This is a genomic window from Streptomyces sp. NPDC045470 (genome assembly GCF_040646595.1).
Taxonomy (GTDB): domain Bacteria; phylum Actinomycetota; class Actinomycetes; order Streptomycetales; family Streptomycetaceae; genus Streptomyces.
In genome coordinates, this window is record NZ_JBEZAN010000012.1 from 202,312 (window position 1) to 221,851 (window position 19,540).

The window sequence follows — 19,540 nt, forward strand, 5'->3', positions numbered from 1 at the left end:
AGTGACGTTTCCGCGGGGGGATCGCGGGAGCGTAAACGTGATGAGCTGAAATGCGCCGGAGGTCGCCCGGGTGTTTTCGGGCGGCCTCCGGCGTCCGTCCGGGCGCGCCGGAGGCCGAGCACGCCGGCGCCGCCGGGCCCGCTGCCACAATGGCGGCATGACGGGACGCTGGGAGTTCTGGATCGACCGGGGCGGCACGTTCACGGACGTGGTGGGGCGGCGGCCGGACGGGCGGCTGGTCACCGGCAAGCTGCTCTCGCACCGCCCCGGGAGCGCCGAGGACGCCGCCGTCGCCGGCATCCGGGCGATGCTGGGGCTCGCCCGCGGCGCACCGGTGCCCGCCGAGCGGATCGCCGTCGTCAAGATGGGCACGACCGTGGCGACCAACGCCCTGCTGGAGCGCGCGGGCGAGCCGACCGTCCTGGTCACCACCGAGGGCTTCCGGGACGCGCTGCGCATCGCCTACCAGAACCGGCCGCGGATCTTCGACCGGCGGATCGTGCTGCCCGAGGCGCTGTACGAGCGGGTGATCGAGGTCCCGGAGCGGGTGGACGCGCGGGGCGAGGTCGTCCGGCCTCTGGAGACGGAGGTGGTGCGGGCGGAGCTGGCGCGGGCGTACGAGGACGGGCTGCGCAGCGCGGCGGTCGTCCTGCTGCACGGCTACCGCTGCCCGGACCACGAGCAGGCTGTCGCCGCCCTGGCGAAGGAGGCCGGGTTCACGCAGGTGAGCTGCTCGCACGAGGTCAGCCCGCTGATGAAGCTGGTGCCGCGCGGCGACACCACCGTCGTGGACGCCTATCTGTCGCCGATCCTCGGGCGGTACGTGGCCGAGGTGGCCCGCCAACTGCCGGGCGTACGGCTGATGTTCATGCAGTCCAACGGCGGTCTGCGGGAGGCCGCGCACTTCCGCGGCAAGGACGCGGTGCTCTCCGGCCCGGCGGGCGGCGTCGTCGGGATGGCCCGCTCCTCGGCCGAGGCGGGCGACGGGTACGACCGGGTGATCGGCTTCGACATGGGTGGCACCTCCACCGACGTGTCGCACTACGCGGGCTCCTTCGAGCGGATCTTCGGCAGCGAGGTCGCGGGCGTACGGATGCGGGCGCCCATGATGAACATCCACACCGTCGCGGCGGGCGGTGGCTCGGTGTTGCACTTCGACGGGCGGCGCTACCGCGTCGGCCCGGACTCGGCCGGTGCCGTCCCAGGCCCGGCCTGCTACCGGCGCGACGGCCCGCTGACCGTCACGGACGCCAACGTCATGCTGGGGCGCGTCCAGCCGGCGTACTTTCCCGCGGTGTTCGGGCCCGACGGCGACCGGCCGCTGGACGACGCGACGGTACGGGAGCGTTTCGACCGGCTGGCCGAGGAGGCGGCCGAGGCCACCGGCGACCGGCGCGGCCCCGAGGAGGTCGCGGCCGGGTTCCTGGACATCGCCGTGCTGAACATGGCCAACGCGGTCAAGAAGATCTCCGTCCAGCGCGGTTACGACGTCACGCGCTACGCGCTCACCAGCTTCGGCGGCGCGGGCGGCCAGCACGCCTGCGCGGTCGCCGACGCGCTCGGCATCGGCACGGTCGTCGTACCGCCGCTGGCCGGGGTGCTGTCCGCGTACGGCATCGGGGTCGCCGACGCGACGGCCATGCGGGAACAGGCCGTCGAGGTGGGGATCGACCCGGAGTCGGACGCCACGGACCTCGCCGAGGTGCACGGTGTCTGCGACCGGCTGGCCGCCCGTACCCGTCGCGAACTGCTCGACGACGGCGTCCCGGAGGAGAGCGTCACCACCCGGGGGCGGGTGATGCTCCGCTACGCCGGGACGGACTCCGCGATCGGCGTGGCGCTGGACACGCCGCGGGCGATGGCCGCCGCGTTCGTCCGGGCGCACCGGGCTCGGTACGGGTTCACGATGGACAAGCCGCTGATCGCCGAGGCCGTGTCGGTGGAAGCGGTGGGCGCCGCGGGCGGCACGGCCGGGCACGAGGTGCCGACGGGGGAGCGGGCGGGGGCGCTGCGGCCGGTCGCGACGGTGCGGATGCTCGCGCAGGGGCGCTGGCAGGACACGGACCTGTTCGCCCGGGGCGACCTGCGCCCCGGCGACATGCTCACCGGTCCCGCGATCGTCGCCGAGGACGACGCGACGACGGTCCTGGACCCGGGCTGGCAGGCCCGCGCGGGGGAGCGCGGCCATCTGCTGCTGACCCGGGCGCGGCCCCGCGCGAGCGGTCCCGCGGTCGGCACGGACGCCGATCCGGTGATGCTGGAGGTGTTCAACAGTCTCTTCATGGCGATCGCCGAGCAGATGGGCGTCCGTCTGGAGAACACCGCCCACTCGGTCAACATCAAGGAGCGGCTGGACTTCTCCTGTGCCCTCTTCGATCACGAAGGCAACCTCATCGCCAACGCCCCGCACATTCCCGTGCATCTCGGGTCGATGGGGGAGTCCATCAAGGAGGTGCTCCGGCGTCGGCGCGGCACGGACGGAGAGCTGCGGCCGGGTGATGTGTACGCGGTCAACGATCCGTACCACGGGGGTACGCACCTGCCGGACGTCACCGTCGTCACCCCCGTCTTCGACGACGCGGGCGAGGAACTGCTGTTCCTGGTGGCCTCGCGCGGCCACCACGCCGAGATCGGCGGCATCACCCCGGGCTCGATGCCCGCCTTCAGCCGCACCATCCAGGAGGAGGGTGTCCTCTTCGACAACTGGCTGCTGGTACGGGACGGCAGGCTGCGCGAGGACGAGACGCGCGACCTGCTCGCCGCCGGGCCGTATCCGTCACGGGCACCGGACGCCAACATCGCCGACCTGCGGGCCCAGATCGCCGCCAACGAGAAGGGCATCCGCGAACTGCGCAAGATGATCGAGCAGTTCGGCCTGGACGTGGTGCGGGCCTACATGGGGCACGTCCAGGACAACGCCGAGGAATCGGTACGCCGGATCATCGCGCGGCTGGCGGACGGCTCGTACCGTTACGAGACCGACGGCGGCGCGGTGATCCAGGTCGCGCTGACCGTGGACCGCGCGGCCCGCAGCGCCGTACTGGACTTCGCCGGGACCTCGGAGCAACTGCCCGGCAACGCCAACGCGCCCAGCTCGGTGGTGATGGCGGCGGTGCTCTACGTCTTCCGTACGCTCGTCGCCGAGGACATCCCCCTCAACAGCGGCTGCCTCAAGCCGGTCGAGGTGCGTGTCCCGCCCGGTTCCATGCTCGCGCCGGAGTTCCCCGCCGCCACCGTCGCGGGCAACGTGGAGACCTCGCAGGCCGTCACCGGCGCGCTCTACGCCGCGCTCGGCGTGCAGGCCGAGGGCTCGGGCACGATGAACAACCTCACCTTCGGCAACGACCGGGTGCAGTACTACGAGACCGTCGCCAGCGGCTCGGGCGCGGGCGACGGCTTCGACGGCGCGGACGCCGTGCAGACCCACATGACCAACTCCCGGCTGACCGACCCCGAGGTCCTGGAGTGGCGCTACCCCGTACGGGTGGAGAGTTTCTCCGTACGCGAGGACAGCGGCGGCGACGGCCGGTGGCGGGGCGGCCGGGGCGTCGAACGCCGCCTGCGCTTCCTGGAACCGGTGACGGTGGCGCTGCTCACCGGGCACCGCCGGGTGCCGCCCTACGGGATGGCGGGCGGCGGACCCGGCGCGACGGGCGCCAATCTGGTCCGCCGCGCGGACGGCACGGAGGAAGCCCTGGAGGGCTGCGACGTGGCGGAGATCGGCGCCGGGGACGTACTGGTGATCCGTACGCCGGGGGGCGGCGGTTACGGCAAGCCGGACGGATCAGCCGGAGACGCGTGAGCGCCGGGGGACGAAACGGACGGACGTGCCCGGTGCGGCCTGGGCCGCCGCGGCGAGGAAGCGTTCCGGCACAACGCCGACGACCGGGTAGCCGCCCGTCGTCGGGTGGTCGTTGAGGAAGAGCACGGGCAGGCCGTCCGGGGGGACCTGAAGCGCTCCCAGCGGCATGCCCTCGCTGGGCAGCTCGCCGTCCTTGCGGCGTTCCAGGGACGGCCCTTCGGTGCGCAGGCCGATGCGGTTGCTCGCCGAGGAGACGCGGAAACGGCCGGTGGCGAGCGTCCGCAGGCCCGCTCCGGTGAACCAGTCGTCGCGCGGCCCCAGTACGCAGGGCAGCACCAGTTCCGCGACCGGCGGTGCCGGGAGCGGGACGACGTCCACGGAGGCGGGCGGGCCGTGCGGGGTGCCGAGCGGCAGCACGCCGCCGTCGGACAGCGGCGCGGGCCCGAGGCCGGAGAGCAGGTCGGCGGCGCGGCTGCCGAGCACCGGCTCCGCGTCGACGCCGCCGGCGAAGGCGAGGTACGAGCGGAGTCCGGCGGTGGCCGGCCCGGCGTCCAGCACCGCGCCCGCCGGGACGCGTACCGGCGCGCCCCAGGGGGCGGGGCGGCCGTCCACCGTGACCGGACAGGGCGCGCCGGTCACCGCGGCCACGGTGTCCGTGCGGACCCGTACGGCGCAGCCGGTGAGGGTCGTCTCCAAGGTGGCGGACGTCTCCGGATTGCCCACGAGGCGGTTGGCGACCCGGTGGGCGGGCTCGTCCAGGGCGCCCGCACGCGGCACGCCGAGGTGGGCGTGGCCCGCGCGGCCGAGGTCCTGGACGGTGGTCAGGGCTCCGGCGCGTACGACACAGAAGGCGCGGTCGGTCATCATGCCTCCTGGGATTCAGTCGAAACCGGGATGAAGCGGACGCGGGTGCCGGGGGAGAACAGGGCCGCCGGGTCGCGGTCCGGGTCCCACAGGTCGACGTCACTGGTGCCGATGAGCTGCCAGCCGCCGGGCGAAGAGCGCGGATAGACGCCGGTGTACGGGCCCGCCAGGGCGACCGAGCCGACCGGCACCTTGGTGCGCGGCGTGGCGCGGCGCGGTACGTGGTGGCGCTCCGGCAGGCCCGTCAGATAGCCGAAGCCGGGCGCGAACCCGCAGAAGGCGACGTGGAACTCGGTGCCGGAGTGGATACGGACCACGTCCTCGGGCGTGGTGCCCCACAGGGCTGCCACGTCGGCGAGGTCGGGGCCGTCGTAGCGCACCGGGATCTCGATGGCGGGCCGGTCGCCGGCGGTGGCCGGGGGGACGTCCCAGCCGGACAGCTCGGCGGCCAGCCGTCCCGGGTCGGCCAGCCCGTCGAGCAGGACCGTACGGGCGGCCGGGACGATCTCGCGGACCGCGGGCAGGGTGCCGGCGGCGGCGCGGCGCAGCAGCTCGGCGTGGAACGCCTCGACGGCCGCGGCGTCGTCCAGCTCGACCAGCAGCCCGTGGTCGCCGACCGGCAGCGGGCGCAGGGACAGCCGCGACCGGCCGGCCGGGGTGCGGCCGCCGGGGGTACCGGTGCTCACGCGAAGCTGCCGATCCGTACGCCGGCCGCGGTCAGCTCGTCGCGCACCCGCCGTGCGAGGTCCGCGGCGCCGGGGGTGTCGCCGTGCAGGCACAGCGAGCGCGCTTCGGTCTTCACGGTGCTGCCGTCGACGGCGGTGACGGTGCCTTCCGTCGCCATGCCCAGCGCGCGCTTGACGACCTCGTCGGGGTCGTGGATGACGGCGCCCGGCTCGCGGCGGGAGACCAGGGTGCCTTCGGGGGTGTAGGCGCGGTCGGCGAACGCCTCGCCGACGACGGGCAGGCCGACGCGGCGGGCCGCCTCGTGGAGCTGGGAGCCGGGCAGGCCGAGGATGGGCAGCGGGGTGCCGGCGGTCCGTACGCCTTCCAGGACGGCGGCGGACTGCGCCTCGTCGTGGACGCAGCGGTTGTAGAGCGCGCCGTGCGGCTTGACGTAGCCGACCCGGGTGCCGGCGGCGCGGGCGAAGACCTCCAGCGCGCCGATCTGGTACGCGATCTCGTCGGCCAGCTCGCGCGGCGGTACGTCCATGGCGCGGCGCCCGAAGCCCGCGAGGTCGCGGTAGGAGACCTGGGCGCCGACGACCACGCCGCGCTCGGCGGCCAGCTCGCAGACCCGGCGCATGGTGCTGGGGTCCCCGGCGTGGAAACCGCAGGCCACGTTGGCGCTGGTGACGACGGAGAGCAGGGCCTCGTCGTCGGTGAGCTCCCAGCGTCCGAAGCCTTCCCCGAGGTCGGCGTTGAGATCGACGAGGGGGGTGGTCACCGGGTCGCTCATAGAAGTCGCAAGTCCGTTCCGGAGGTGGCCGCCACGCGGGCGGGTGCACAGGCCGCAGAGGTTTCGGGACCGGCCGGCCCGTATCCGTAGTGGCTCTCCCCCTGAGGGCACTCGGGCCGGCCGGTGGTCAGGCCAACGTAAGCGATCGTTCAACGATCCGACAAGAGGTGTGTTGTCTCGTTCTGCCATCTGGGATTGACTGCCGCTCACAGCACAAGGGGTGCACGTACGGGGCGAAAGCGGGGACGACGATGGCGGGCGGGATGACACGGGGCGACCGGCACAGGCTCGCCGAGGTCTCCGAGCTGGCGGGCGACCGGGTACTGCTGGGGCGTTCCAGCACCGCGGAGCGGGTGGCCGACATTCTCCGGGACCGCATCACCGAGGGCTACTTCCCACCCGGCGCGCGACTGTCCGAGGAGAGCATCGGCGGGGCCCTGGGGGTCTCGCGCAACACCCTGCGGGAGGCGTTCCGCCTGCTCACGCACGAGCGCCTGCTGGTGCATCAGCTCAACCGCGGGGTTTTCGTACGCATCGTGACGGTGGCGGACCTGGACGACATCTACCGGGTCCGTACGCTCGTGGAGTGCGCCGCCGTACGCAGCCTGGGTGAGCCGCCGCACCCGGTGGGGGCGATGGAGGCGGCCGTGGTGGCCGGCGAGACCGCCTTCGAGGAGCGTGCCTGGCGGGACCTGGGCACCGCGAATCTCCGGTTCCACCAAGCGGTGGTGGGCCTGGCGGGCAGTCCGCGCACCGACGAGCTGATGCGCGGGGTGCTCGCGGAACTGCGGCTGGTCTTTCACGTGATGGACGATCCGCGCCGGTTCCACGCGCCGTACCTGACCCGCAACCGGCAGATCCTCGAAGAGCTCCAGGCCGGGGACGGGGCCGCCGCCGAGCTGCTGCTGGAGTCCTATCTGGAGGACTCCAGAGTGCAGCTTTCCGGGGCGTACGCCCAGCGCATGGCGGCGCGGGAGGGCGTGTAGGAGTACCGGAGTTTCGCTCCCGTCAACCCCTTGTCGGATCGTTGAACAATCGCCTAACCTCCTCGCATCCTCCTCACGGTCCGCGTGGGGTCCCGTATGCGGAAGGCGGACCCATGATCGTGCTTCTCGGCGTGCTCGTGGTCGTGGTCGGCTTCGCCACCAAACGCAATGCTCTGCTGGTCGTGGGGGTGGCGGGCATCGTCACCGGTCTGCTCGGCGGCCTGTCGCCGCAGGAGGTCCTGGCGGCCTTCGGCACCGGCTTCGCCAGCAGCCGGGCGGTGACGATCTTCGCGATCACCCTCCCGGTGATCGGCCTGCTGGAGCGCTACGGCCTCCAGGAGCAGGCCCGCCGGCTGATCGCCCGCTTCGGCAAACTGACCACCGGCCGTTTCCTCGCCCTCTACCTGGGCATGCGGCAGATCGGCGCGGCCGTCGGGCTGACGCACGTCTTCGGGCACGCGCAGACCGTGCGCCCGCTGGCCGTGCCGATGGCCGAGGGCGCCGCCGAGCGCAAGCACGGGCGGCTGACCGAGAAGGGCCGGGAGAAGGTCCGCTCGTTCTCCGCGAGCGCCGACAACGTGGGGCTGTTCTTCGGTGAGGACGTCTTCCTCGCGGTCGGCTCGATCCTGCTGATCACCAGCTTCGTCAACACCACGTACAACACCCACCTGGAGCCGCTGCACCTGGCACTGTGGGCGATCCCCTCCGCGCTGTGCGCCTTCGCCGTGCACGGCTGGCGGCTGCTGCGCCTGGACCGGTACCTGGAACGCGAACTGGTCGCCGCCAACATCGAGCCCGTCGCCGAGGGAGCAGCCAAGTGATCAAAGCGGAGTGGTTCTACTGGCTCGTCGGCCTGAGCTTCCTGGTGATGGCCTCCCAGATGCTCACCGACCGCAGCAACCCCAAGCGGCTGGGCACCACCGCCTTCTGGGGCCTGCTCGGCGTCGGCTTCGTCTACAGCAGTTGGGTCGTCGAGAAGAAGGCCCCGGCCGAGCCGCTGGGCGCGGCCGTCCTGATCATGGTCCTGCTGGCCGGCTTCGGCTTCACCGGGCGCGGTACGCCGCGCACCACCACGCCCGAACAGCGCGAGGCCAGCGCCCTGAAGCTGGGCAACAAGCTGTTCGTGCCCGCGCTGGCCATCCCGGTCGTCGCGCTGCTGTGCGCGGTCCTCGTCAAGAAGCTCTCGATCGGTGGTGAACCGATCCTCCAGGAGGGCAGCGAGACCATCCTGGGGCTCGGCATCGGCGCCGTCGTCGCCCTCGTCGTCGGCATGATCATGCTGCGCGAGAAGCGGATAGCGGTCCCCGTGCAGGCCGGGCGCTCCATGCTGGAGTCGATGGGCTGGGCGATGCTGCTGCCGCAGCTTCTCGCCACCCTGGGCACCATCTTCCAGCTCTCCGGCGTCGGCACCCAGGTCGGCAAGCTCGCCACCTCGGTCCTGCCGGAGGACTTCCTGTACGTCGCGGTCGTCGTCTACTGCGTCGGCATGGCCCTGTTCACCGTGATCATGGGCAACGCGTTCGCCGCCTTCCCCGTGATGACCGCGGCGGTCGGCTGGCCGGTGCTCATCGAGCACTTCCACGGCGACGCGCCCGCCGTCCTGGCCATCGGCATGCTCGCCGGGTTCTGCGGGACGCTGGTGACCCCGATGGCGGCCAACTTCAACATCGTCCCGTCGGCGCTGCTGGAGCTGAAGGACCAGTACGGACCGATCAAGGCCCAACTGCCCACGGCCGGCGTGCTGCTCGGCTGCAACATCGTGGTCATGGCCCTGTTCGCCTTCTGACCCCGCCCACCGCCCCACGCACCACCGCACGACACGAACCGCACCGCACCGCACGACACGAACCGCACACGGACCGGGGGGCACCGCGCGGCTCACGAACCACAGGGAACGCCATGACGCGGACGACCCGCATCCTGCTCACCGGATTCGAGCCCTTCGGCGGCGAGAGCTCCAACCCCTCCTGGGAGGCGGTGCGGGCCGCCGCCGCGGAGCCGCCCACCGGGCTGGAGATCACCGCCGTCGAACTGCCCTGCGTCTACGGACGCTCGCGCACCGCCCTGCGCGAGGCCGTCGCGGCGCACGACCCCGACATCGTGCTCTGCGTCGGTCAGGCGGGCGGCCGGCCCGACCTGACGGTGGAGCGGGTCGCCGTCAACATCGACGACGCCCGCATCCCCGACGTGGCGGGCGCCCAGCCCATCGACGAGACCATCGTCCCCGGCGGCCCCGCGGCGTACTTCGCCGCGCTGCCCGTCAAGGCGTGCGTGGCCGCCGTACGGGAGGCGGGGGTGCCGGCCTCCGTCTCCAACACCGCGGGCACCTTCGTCTGCAACCACGTCTTCTACGACCTGATGCACCTGATCGCGACCGAGCGGCCCGCGCTGCGCGGCGGCTTCGTGCACGTACCGTACGCCCCCGGACAGGTCGCCGGCCGGTCGCTGCCCTCACTCGCGGTGAGCGCCGTCGCCGAGGGACTGCGTGTGATCGCCGCCACCGCCGCGCGTACAAATACGGACATCAAGGCCGTCGGAGGCGCCACACACTGACCTGGGCCCCGTGCCGTTTCGTCCGTTGTCAGTGCGAGCGCCTACGCTGTGCGACGTGACTTTTCCTGCCCCCGGGACCGCTGCGTCCCAGCTCAACGGCGTGGCCCGGCCCGAAGGACCCTCCCGGCCCGCGCCGGGCCCGGCCGCCGACGAGGGCCTGGCCCGCCGGCTGCGCGCCCTCGCGTGCACCGCGCCGCTGCACGACCTGGACGCGCGCAAGGCCAACCTCGCCGGTGAGTACGGGGTGTACGCGATGGCGGAGGTGGCGCTCGCCGCCATCGACCTGGTCACCCTCCACATGGACTTCGACACCGGGGCCGACCACGAGGAGATAGTGGCCAAGCTGCTCCCGCGCATCGCCGCGCAGACCCCGCGCCGCCCCGCGGCCGAGCACGAGCGCGTCGCCCGCTGGGTGCTGGAGAACCTGATCAACGTCGGCAGCGTCGACCGCGGCTTCCGCGCCGTGTACGGCACCTTCGGCCCCGAGGGCGAGTACGTCCGCCGGGACTACGACTTCAAGCTCATCGAGGAGGTCCCGGGGCCGGGCGGCGGGGTCTACCTCCGTACCACCGACGAAGCCGTCAACGTCCTGGTCGGCGCCCTCGACACGGACGTGACGAGCGCCCAGATCGCCGCCGAGGTCAAGCTGGAGGTGCTCATCAGCCGCGGCCGGCTGGCGGACGCCCAGCTCGCCGCCGAGCAGGCCCGCTACCGCACCGTGCAGTACGCCGAGACGCTGCGCCGCACCCTGGACGCCACCCGCCGCAACGTCCGCGCGGTGGACTGGCTGCGCGCCGTCCCCGACATGATCGCCGAAGCCCTCGACCACGTCGCCGAGCGCTACCGCCACGAGAACGCGATCCTCACCAACATCCGCAAGGCCCGCGACGAGACCGAGGACCAGGAGCACAAGCGGCGCGCCGCCGAGCTGGTCGACATCGTCAAGGACTGCATCCGCCGCCACACCCAGCTCCAGTCCCGGCTGCTGGAGGCGGGCCCCCTCTTCCGCGCCGAGCAGGACCGCCAGGCGTTCGCGCCGCCCGCCGGACGCTCCGGCCTCGACCTGTACGGCCAGCTGGTCGCCCCGGTCCTGCCGCTGCCCGTGGAGCAGGCGATCCGGGTCACCGACGCCTTCTTCGCGCACGGCACGGGCTTCCGTACGGGCACGTCCGTACGGCTCGGCGACCTGGTCGGTCTGCTGTTCCAGCCGCCCGTCGAGCGCGAGCACCTCGGTGCCGAGATGCCCGAGCCGGACCTGATCGCCACCCCGGACGACAGCCGCTTCTCCGAGGAGCAGCTCGAAGCCGCCCAGGCCCTGCTCGACCTGCCCGCCGACGCGCCCCGTCGGCTCTCCGGACTGCTCGCCGAGGCCCGCCGCAGCGACCCGGACCTGCCGTATCTCGTCGCCCTGCTGGCGGTGCACGCGGCCAGCCCGCCGGTCGGCACGGCCTACCGCCAGGGCGAACAGCAGCTGCTCTTCGCCGTCGACGACGGCACCGTGCTGGAGGATGAGGAGTTCGGCGGCGCCGACCTCATCGTCGGCAAGGCCCTGCTGGACGCGGCGGGCATGGCGGCCGACCGTTCGGAGGTGGCGTGATGCCGGCGGCCGGACAGGACGCGCGAAGATCGCCGGCAGCACGGTGGCAGAAGGAAGTTCGCATGGAGGTACGGGCGTGAGTGAGTACGGAACGGGCGTCGAGGACGGCACCGAGGACCCGGCGCAGGGCGACCTGACAGCCGCGGCGGAGCACCCCGGGTGGTCCGCGCCCGGCCCCACCGCCGCGCCTTCGGGCGGCTCCGCGCCCGTGACGCCCGCCGACGCCGCGGACGCCGCGCGCCTCGTCTCCTTCGGGCTCCAGCCCAAGCTGCTGCCCGCCCGGGACGCCGAGTACGGCGAACTGCTCCGCCGCTACCGCGACGAGCCCGCCTTCGCGCGCCTGGCCGACGCCGTCGCCACCGGCCTCGGCCTGGTCGTCCTGGAGGTCTCCCCGCGCGCCGGCATGGCCGTCACCGCCGACGAGGACTCCGTCTTCGCCGTACGGATGGGGGACTACGCCCGCCGCGCCTCCGCCGACTCCGCCGACCGCTTCCTGCACGGCCTGGCCCACCTCGCCGTCGCCGCCATGGCCTTCCCCCGCCCCGAGGACCTCGCCGACGACGGCTACATCGGCCGCATCACCGTCAACGGCGTGGACGCGTTCGTCCGGCAGGCGTGCCGCCGCCTGGAGGAGCGCGCCGAGGAACAGGGCGAGAACACCGACCCCGCCACCGACGCGCCCGGCCTCGAAGCCGCCTGGCGGACCTACGCGCGGCGCAGCGCCACCGGCGCCACCAAGGACGCGCGGCGGCTCGCCGGTTCGACCACCGGCATCATCGCCAAGGCCGTCGCCTTCCTCGTCGACTCCGGCTTCCTCCAGCGCACCGGCGACGACTCCGGCGGCGCCTACCGCACCACGGCCCGCTACCAGCTCCAGGTGCGTGACATGGCGGGCAGCGCCGCCATGGCCGAACTGCTGGAGCTGGGCGTCGTCCCGGTCGGCGACGGCAGCGCCAGCCTGCTGCCCGCCGAGGACACCGACGACCTCGACCTGGTCTCCGACGCGGGACTGCCCTTCCACTCCGCCTGACGCCCGGGGCCGGGCACCACCCGGCCCCCGGACACACCGACCGCCGGTCCACCGACCACTGTCCGCCCACACAACGAGAGTCCGCCGCCATGTACGAGCTGTCCCGGGTCCGCCTCTACTCCATCGGGCCCGCCGGTGCGCGCTACGCCGACACCGTGCTGGACCTGCGCGGAGTCGGTGCGCCCGTGCCCGACCCGGCGCCGGCGCAGGCGGACTTCTTCGAGGACGAACCGGTCGGCCCGCCGCGCCGCCCCGCCCCCGCCGGCGTCCTCTTCCTGGAGAACGGCGGCGGCAAGTCCGTCCTGCTCAAGCTGATCTTCTCGGTGATGCTGCCCGGCCACCGCAACACCCTGGGCGGCGCCAGCTCCGGTGTGCTGCGCAAGTTCCTGCTCGCCGACGACTGCGGCCACGTCGCCCTGGAGTGGCAGCACACCCTCACCGGCGAGTCCATCGTCGTCGGCAAGGTCAGCGAGTGGCGCGGCCGGCAGGTCTCCAACGACCCGCGCAAGTTCGCCGAGGCGTGGTACAGCTTCCGCCCCGGGCCCGGCATGAGCCTGGACTCGCTGCCGGTCGCCGAGGCCACCGTCGTCCGGCCGCGCGGCGAGCCGGCCGAGGGCTTCTCCGGGGCCAGGGGCCGCCGCCGTACGATGAAGGGCTTCCGCGACGCCCTGGTCGAGGCCGGCAAGAACTACCCCAACCTGGACGTCTCCTGGGTCGAGATCCACGAGCGGTGGAACGAGCACCTCGGCGAACTGGGCCTGGACCCCGAACTCTTCCGCTACCAGCGGGAGATGAACGCCGACGAGGGCGAGGCCGCCGGCCTCTTCGCGGTGAAGAACGACTCCGACTTCACCGACCTGCTGCTGCGCGCGGTCACCGACACCCGCGACACCGACGGCCTCGCCGACCTCGTGCACGGCTTCGCGCACAAGCTCGGCCGCCGCGCCGAACTGACCGCCGAACGCGACTTCACCGCCGGTTCGCTGGACCTCCTGTCGCGCATCGCGGACGCCGCCGAGCAGCGCGAGACCGCCCGTGACGTGCACGCCGGCGCCGAACGCCGCACCCGTACCCTCGCCCGGCGGCTGCACGCCCGCGGCACCGAGGAGCGCGGCCGCGCCGCCGAGTTCGCCGAGCAGGTCGCCACCGCCGCGCACGCGGTCACCGACGCCGAGCGGGTCCGCGAGCGCCGCGCGCTGATCTCCGCCGAGATCGCCTACCGACACGCGTCGCTGGCGCTCGCCGCCGCCGAGAAGGGCGCCGCCGCCCAGCGCCGCGAGCTGAACGACGCCCGTACGCTGCACTCCGCCTGGCAGGCCGCCGAGACCGTGCTGCGCCACCGCGCCGCCGCCGACCGGGCCACTCGCGTCGCCGCCGCGATCCGCGAGGCCGAACGGGACGCCGCGCCCGCGCTCGCCGCCCGGACGAAGGCCGCCACCGAGCTGGTGCGTGCCCTCCAGGGCGCCGCCGACGTCAGCGAGGGCATCGCCAACGAGCAGGAGGAGCGCTCCGCCGCCCTCCAGGACACCAGCGACACCGCACACCGCGACGCCACCGCCGCCGCCACCCACGCCCAGCGCGCCCGCAGCGAGGCCGAACACCTCAAGCAGCGCCTCGCCGAGGTCGAACAGGAGACCGCCGAGGCCGTACGGGCCGGCTGGCTCGACGACTCCGCGCCGGACGCCGACCCGGCCCGCGCCGCGCTCGCCGCCTCGGACGCGGAGAAGTCCACGGTCGAGGGCTGGGACGCGGCCCGCGAGGCCGCCACCCGCTCCGCCGACCGGGCCCGCGAGGCCGCCACCCGCCTGGCCGCCGCCGAACTGGCCGCGGCCCGCGCCGAGGACGCCGCCCAGGCGGCGGAGCGCGCGTACGACGCCGAGCGGCAGGCCGCCGAGTCGATCGGCGCCGAACAGCGGCTCGCCGACCTGCTCGGACTGCCGCAGGCGGCGCCCAAGGCAGGCGTGCCCGGACCGCGTACGGGGCAGCCCGACGCGGACTCCCCGGAGGACGCCGGCCCGCGCCGCGCCCGCCGCCCCGCCTCCGACGGCCCCCTGAGCGCCGAGGAGCTGGACCGCAACGCCGACGACCTGCGAGAACTCCTCGACGAGAGCGTCGCCTCCGCCGAACGCCAGCTCTTCGACCTGCGCACCGCCGCCGCCGACGACGCCCGCATCCTCGGCGCGCTGGGCGACGGCGGTCTGCTGCCGCCGGGCCCCGACGTGCTCGCCGCCGTCGAGTACCTGGGCGAGCACGGCGTGCCCGCACTGCCCGGCTGGCGCTACCTCGCCCAGTCCGTCGACCCCGCCGACCACACCCGGGTGCTGGCCGCCCGCCCCGAACTGGTCGACGGCGTCATCATCACCGACCCGGAGACCCACGCCCGCGCCCGCGACGTCCTCGCGCAGGCCGCGCTGCTGCCGCGCTCCACCGTCGCCGTCGGCACCGCCGCCGCCCTGCTCGCGCCCACCCCCGCGCCCGACGCCCAGGACAGCGGCGTCTTCCTCGTCCCGCCGAACCCGGCCATGCACGACGAGTCCGCCGCCGACGAGGAGCGCCAGGCGCTGCGGGCCCGCGCCATAGAGCGGGACGACGAGATCCGCGTGCTGGCGGCCCGGCTGGCCGGCGACCGCGCGCTGGCCGCCCGCCTCTCCTCCTGGCGTACGGGCTGCCCGCCCGGCCGCCTCGCCGAACTGGCCACCGCCGCCGAGGAAGCCCGTACGGCCGCCGACGCCGCCGCCGGGGAACTGGCCGAGGTCCGCACGGTACGGGCCGAGGCCGACGAGGAGGCCGCCGAGACCGCCCGGGTGCGCGACGAGCGGCAGGAGGCCGCGCAGCGCGCCCGCCGGGTCGCCGACGCCCTCGCCGGGCTCGCCCACCGGCTGCGCGAGCGCGCCTCCTGGCAGGCCCGGTTGCGTGAACTGGCCGACGAAGTCGCCGAGTTGGAGGCCCGCGCCGAAGAGTGCGTGGACCGGGCGCGCGCCGCCGACGAGGACCGCCGCACCGCCCAGCGCGCCGCCGACGACGCCCGGCGCACCGCTCACGCGCTGCGCGCCGAGCGCGCCGAGATCGCGGGCGTGCCGGACGACATGGGCGAGGAAGGCGAAGCGCCCGCGGCCGGCTCGCTGCCCGCCCTGCGCGAGGCGTACCGCGCCGCCTCCCAGCTCTACGAGAAGGTGGGCGTCGGCGCCGACCTGCGCGCCGAACAGGCCCGCGCCGAAGGTGACGAGAGCGCCGCGCTCGCCGAGCTGAACCGCCTCACCAACAAGGTCCGCACCCGCGCCGAACAGCTCCTGGAAAGCCCCGACGCCGCCGACGGCCCGTCCCGGCAGGCCGCGTCCGCCCGCGCCGAGGCCCTGGTCGCCCGGCTGGAGGCGCGCGCCTCCGCCGCCAGCGAGCAGCTCGGCCGGCTGCGCGGCGAGGCCGAACGGCTCGCCCCGGCCGACGGCGAGGCCCACACCGAGCTGCCCGAGGACCTGATCCCCGCCGACGCGGACCGCGCGAAGGAACTCCTGCGCACCGCCAACGCCGAACTGACCACCGCCGACGACGCGCTGGAGACCGCCCGCGCCACCCACACCGAGCTGCTGCGCGCCCACCGCGCCGCCGAGGACGCCGCCGCCGGCTTCGACGAGACCGCCGCCATGCTGCGCGACCTGCTGCGCGACACCCAGGAGGACGAGGGCGAGCGCCCCGAGGCGTACGCGGGCCGCCTGGAGGACGCGCGGCAGGCCGCCGCCGAGTCCCGCCGTTCGCTGCGCGGCTGCGCCGCCGACCTGTCGGCGGCCGAGTCCGCGGTCCGCGAGGCCAGCGACGTCCTCGTCCGGCACGCCAACTCCACCAAGTACGAGCAGGTCCGCACGCCCGCCCGGCAGCAGATCCGCGAACTGCCCGCGGCGGCGCTGCCCGACCACGCCGCCAAGTGGGCCGACGCCTTCGCGCCCCGGCTGCGGGTGCTCACCGACGAACTGGCCCAGCTCGAACGCAACCGCGACAGCATCGTGGACCGGCTGCGCGGCCTGGTCGACTCGTCGCTGACGACGCTGCGTTCCGCCCAGCGGCTGTCCCGGCTCCCCGAGGGGCTGGGGGAGTGGTCGGGTCAGGAGTTCCTGCGCATCCGCTTCGACGACCCGGACCAGGCCACGCTCACCGAGCGGCTGGGCGAGGTGATCGACGAGGCGACGCGCTCGGCGGTCAAGAAGAACAGCGACCTGCGGCGGGACGGCATGTCCCTGCTGCTGCGCGGCGTCAGCGCGGCGCTCCAGCCGCGCGGCGTGGCGGTGGAGATCCTCAAGCCGGACGCGGTGCTGCGCGCCGAGCGCGTCCCGGTCGGGCAGATGGGCGACGTGTTCTCCGGCGGCCAGCTGCTCACCGCGGCGATCGCCCTGTACTGCACGATGGCCGCGCTGCGCAGCAACGACCGCGGCCGCGACAAGCAGCGGCACGCCGGCACGCTGTTCCTGGACAACCCCATCGGCCGCGCCAACGCGACGTACCTGCTGGAGCTCCAGCGTGCCGTCGCCGACGCGCTGGGCGTGCAGCTCCTGTACACCACCGGCCTCTTCGACACCACGGCACTCGCCGAGTTCCCGCTGGTCATCCGGCTGCGCAATGACGCGGACCTGCGGGCCGGGCTGAAGTACATCAGCGTCGAGGAGCATCTGCGGCCCGGCCTGCCGCAGCAGGACCCCGGGTCGGAGCCGGTGCACGGGCAGATCACGGCGACGCGGATGTACCGCCGTCCGGAGGACGAGCAGCCGCGGAGCCAGTCGGAGCCTCAGGCGTCTCAGCAGCCCCAGAAGTCTCAGGAGGTTCAGGACCCTCAGGAGATTCAGGATCCCCAGGACTCCCCGGCAGCAGCCGAGTGACCCACCGATGGAAGTCGCCGATGTGGTGCTCGCTGGGAACGAGCACCCCGCCGGCCCGGTAGGCCCGCGAGTCCATCGCGGGCTGGGTCCGCTCGCAGGCGGCGAAGTCCTGCGCGTTGACCCGGTGGAACAGCTCCACCGACCGGGACAGGTCGGCCCCCGAGGCCACCACCTCGGGGGCGTACAGCCAGTCGCACTCCACCACGGTGCGGTCCGCGGCCAGCGGGAACATCCGGTGCACGATGACGTGGTCGGGCACGAGGTTGAGGAAGACCTGCGGGCGGACGGTGATGGCGTAGTAGCGGCGGTCCTGGCTCTCCTCGATGCCCGCGATCCGGGCGAAGCCGCCACTGCCGTCGACGGTGAACCCCTCGGCCTCCGCCGCGAACGCCGCGCCGTGCCCGACGTAGTACTGCGCTGCGTACCCTTCCGCGAACTCCGGGAGCACATCGGTCAGTTCGGGGTGGATGGTGGCGCAGTGGTAGCACTCCATGAAGTTCTCGACGATCAGCTTCCAGTTGGCGCGTACGTCGTAGGTGATGCGCCGCCCGAGGTCCAGCCCGGCCATCCCGTACCGCTCGATCGCCTCCGTGCCGCCCAGCCGTTCGCCGACCGTGCCGGTCACCGTCTCCTCGAACGACGGCGGGTCGTCGGCCAGGCACACCCACACATAGCCCAGCCACTCGCGCAGCCGGACCGGCAGCAGCCCGCGTTCGGAGCGGTCCACGTCCGGCATCTGCCGGAGGTTGGGCGCGGCCACCAGCCGCCCGTCCAGGTCGTACGTCCAGGCGTGGTACGGGCACTGGAGGTTGCGCCGTACCTCGCCGGACTCGTCGGTGCACAGCCGGGCGCCCCGGTGACGGCACACGTTGAGGTAGGCGCCGAAGCCGCCGCGCCGGTTGCGGACGATCAGCACGCTCTCCCGGCCGACCTGCACCGTACGGAAGGCACCCGGCCGTGGCAGGTCGGCGGCGCGCACCGCGCAGCACCACAGCGACTCGAAGATGTGCTGCTGCTCCTGGCGGAAGACGGCGGGGTCGGTGTAGAGGGAGCCGGGAAGGGTGCTGGTGAGGCTGGCGCCCGTGGTGGTCCCGGCGGTCTCGGGAGCGAGGGTCATCGGACGCCTCCTGGGGCGGACGGGGCAGGCAGGGCAGCCGAGGCGGTGGCCACGAGCAGGCGGCCCGGCGCGAACAGCTCGACGGGGTGCGCGGTCCGGCCGGTCAGCGCCAGGTCGGCGAGGATCTCGCCCACCACCGGTACGAACTTGAAGCCGTGCCCGGAGAAGCCGCAGGCCACGGTCACGGCGTCGGGGTGTGCCGGATGCCGCGCGAGGACGAAGTGCTCGTCGGGGGTGTTGGTGTACATGCAGGTGACGGACGTCAGATGGCGGCCGGGCAGGGACGGCAGCAACCGGGCCGCCTGCCCGGCCATGGCCCGTACCTCGTCCTCGTGCACCGTCCGGTCGACGGTCTCCGGCGTGCACACGGCGCCCCGGCGGAAGAACGCCACCTTCGCGCCGCCGCCCGGTCCGTCGATCGCGGGGAAGCCGTAGATCTGGACGCCGCCGGCGTCCTCCCAGATGTAGACGGGGTGCCGCTCCGGGACGTACGGGCCGGTGCCGCCGGCGGGCTCGAACCAGTGCATGATCTGGCGTTCGACGGTGAACGCCACCCCCAGGTCGGACAGCAGCGCGGGCGCCCACGCACCGGGACAGATCACCAGTTGCCCGGCGGTGTAGGTGTCCTCGGGTGTGTGGACCCGCACGCCGCGGCCGCCCGGCAGCGCTTCCCACCGGGTGACCGGCTCCTGGAAGTGGAGGTCGGCGCCGCCCTGGGTGGCGAGCTGGAGCTGCGCGGCGACGGTGTTCTCCGGGCGCAGGAACCCGGCCCTGGCCTCGTACAGGGCGATCTCGTCGGCAGCCGGGGCGAGTGTCGGGAAGCGGCGGCGGACCTCCCGCGCGTCGAGCATCTCGTGCGGCAGGTCCCAGGTACGGGCCGAGCGCAGCGACCCCGCGACGGTACGGCTCTCCGGCCGGCCGAGCATCACCCCGCCGCACAGCGTGGCGATCCGCCGCCCGGTGGCACGTTCCAGCTCCTCGTACAGCTCGTAGGCGCGCAGCAGCAGCGGTACGTACGCCGGGTCCTCGAAGTACGACTGGCGGGTGACGCGCGAACCGCCGTGGCTGGAGCCGTGGCGGTGCACCGGGCCGAACTTCTCCAGCCCCAGCACGCGGGCGCCGCGCGCTGCCAGGCGGTGGGCCGCGGCGCTGCCCATGCCGCCGAGGCCGATCACGATCACGTCATGGGTGGGGGACAAGCGGACCTCCCGGTTCGGCGGGACAGGGGACACCCGACGGGCTGCGGGCTGCCCTGTCCGTGGCCAGG

General features: G+C 74.0%; 12 protein-coding genes and 1 pseudogene. 8 read left to right on the forward strand and 5 right to left on the reverse strand.

Going from position 1 to position 19,540, the window contains the following annotated elements:
• The first annotated feature begins 157 nt into the window (after positions 1–157).
• Positions 158–3,802 (forward strand): hydantoinase B/oxoprolinase family protein, encoded by a 3,645-nt coding sequence (locus AB0A97_RS28585; protein ID WP_361155193.1) that lies wholly within the window; start codon positions 158–160, stop codon positions 3,800–3,802.
• Here AB0A97_RS28585 and AB0A97_RS28590 read toward each other — a convergent pair.
• From AB0A97_RS28590 to AB0A97_RS28600, 3 genes are read right to left on the reverse strand one after another with little or no spacing between them, the layout of a single operon-like run.
• Entirely contained in the window at positions 3,785–4,666 is an 882-nt protein-coding gene (locus tag AB0A97_RS28590) for a biotin-dependent carboxyltransferase family protein (RefSeq protein WP_361155272.1), read from the reverse strand. The two genes, AB0A97_RS28585 and AB0A97_RS28590, sit on opposite strands and share 18 nt — an antisense overlap.
• Positions 4,666–5,304, reverse strand: coding sequence for a 5-oxoprolinase subunit PxpB (pxpB, locus tag AB0A97_RS28595; RefSeq protein WP_361155274.1), 639 nt, complete (start codon positions 5,302–5,304; stop codon positions 4,666–4,668). Before pxpB ends, AB0A97_RS28590 begins: the two co-directional genes overlap by 1 nt.
• 44 nt (positions 5,305–5,348) lie before the next feature.
• A complete protein-coding gene (locus tag AB0A97_RS28600) occupies positions 5,349–6,125 on the reverse strand; it encodes a 5-oxoprolinase subunit PxpA (RefSeq protein ID WP_361155195.1) in 777 nt (258 codons plus the stop codon).
• Between the two features lie 251 nt (positions 6,126–6,376).
• Between AB0A97_RS28600 and AB0A97_RS28605 the strand changes: the two genes are divergently transcribed.
• The 7 genes from AB0A97_RS28605 (at position 6,377) to AB0A97_RS28635 (ending at position 17,156) form a co-directional block, all read left to right on the forward strand.
• Positions 6,377–7,111 carry a GntR family transcriptional regulator gene (locus tag AB0A97_RS28605; protein ID WP_361155197.1) on the forward strand — a complete coding sequence of 245 codons (735 nt, stop codon included), beginning with the start codon at positions 6,377–6,379 and terminating at the stop codon, positions 7,109–7,111.
• A 113-nt stretch (positions 7,112–7,224) separates the two neighbouring features.
• Positions 7,225–7,932 carry a DUF969 domain-containing protein gene (locus tag AB0A97_RS28610; RefSeq protein ID WP_361155198.1) on the forward strand — a complete coding sequence of 236 codons (708 nt, stop codon included), beginning with the start codon at positions 7,225–7,227 and terminating at the stop codon, positions 7,930–7,932.
• Positions 7,929–8,897, forward strand: a complete 969-nt coding sequence (locus AB0A97_RS28615; RefSeq protein WP_361155199.1) for a DUF979 domain-containing protein — start codon at positions 7,929–7,931, stop codon at positions 8,895–8,897. Before AB0A97_RS28610 ends, AB0A97_RS28615 begins: the two co-directional genes overlap by 4 nt.
• Positions 8,898–9,010: 113 nt before the next feature.
• The gene (gene pcp / locus AB0A97_RS28620; protein WP_361155201.1) at positions 9,011–9,664 is read left to right on the forward strand and encodes a pyroglutamyl-peptidase I; all 654 of its coding nucleotides are present in this window, start codon (positions 9,011–9,013) and stop codon (positions 9,662–9,664) included.
• Between the two features lie 55 nt (positions 9,665–9,719).
• Positions 9,720–11,261: a hypothetical protein gene (locus AB0A97_RS28625; RefSeq protein ID WP_361155203.1), complete on the forward strand. Its 1,542-nt coding sequence runs from the start codon at positions 9,720–9,722 to the stop codon at positions 11,259–11,261.
• A gap of 133 nt (positions 11,262–11,394) precedes the next feature.
• Positions 11,395–12,291 (forward strand): hypothetical protein, encoded by an 897-nt coding sequence (locus AB0A97_RS28630; RefSeq protein WP_361155276.1) that lies wholly within the window; start codon positions 11,395–11,397, stop codon positions 12,289–12,291.
• 89 nt (positions 12,292–12,380) lie between these two features.
• Positions 12,381–17,156 (forward strand): hypothetical protein, encoded by a 4,776-nt coding sequence (locus AB0A97_RS28635; protein WP_361155205.1) that lies wholly within the window; start codon positions 12,381–12,383, stop codon positions 17,154–17,156.
• On the opposite strand, the pseudogene AB0A97_RS28640 reads toward AB0A97_RS28635, so the two are convergent.
• Positions 17,149–18,273 (reverse strand): annotated as a pseudogene (locus AB0A97_RS28640) (aromatic ring-hydroxylating dioxygenase subunit alpha); the annotation flags it as partial. The gene AB0A97_RS28635 and the pseudogene AB0A97_RS28640 sit on opposite strands and share 8 nt — an antisense overlap.
• Positions 18,270–19,472, reverse strand: coding sequence for an N-methyl-L-tryptophan oxidase (gene solA, locus AB0A97_RS28645; protein WP_361155207.1), 1,203 nt, complete (start codon positions 19,470–19,472; stop codon positions 18,270–18,272). The gene solA and the pseudogene AB0A97_RS28640, both read right to left, overlap by 4 nt.
• Positions 19,473–19,540 lie beyond the last annotated feature (68 nt).

Coding starts and splice junctions, on each gene's coding strand:
- AB0A97_RS28585 (WP_361155193.1), top strand. CDS start 158: ATGACGGGACGCTGGGAGTTCTGGATCGACCGGGGCGGCACGTTCACG.
- AB0A97_RS28590 (WP_361155272.1), bottom strand. CDS start 4,666: ATGACCGACCGCGCCTTCTGTGTCGTACGCGCCGGAGCCCTGACCACC.
- AB0A97_RS28600 (WP_361155195.1), bottom strand. CDS start 6,125: ATGAGCGACCCGGTGACCACCCCCCTCGTCGATCTCAACGCCGACCTC.
- AB0A97_RS28605 (WP_361155197.1), top strand. CDS start 6,377: ATGGCGGGCGGGATGACACGGGGCGACCGGCACAGGCTCGCCGAGGTC.
- AB0A97_RS28610 (WP_361155198.1), top strand. CDS start 7,225: ATGATCGTGCTTCTCGGCGTGCTCGTGGTCGTGGTCGGCTTCGCCACC.
- pcp (WP_361155201.1), top strand. CDS start 9,011: ATGACGCGGACGACCCGCATCCTGCTCACCGGATTCGAGCCCTTCGGC.
- AB0A97_RS28635 (WP_361155205.1), top strand. CDS start 12,381: ATGTACGAGCTGTCCCGGGTCCGCCTCTACTCCATCGGGCCCGCCGGT.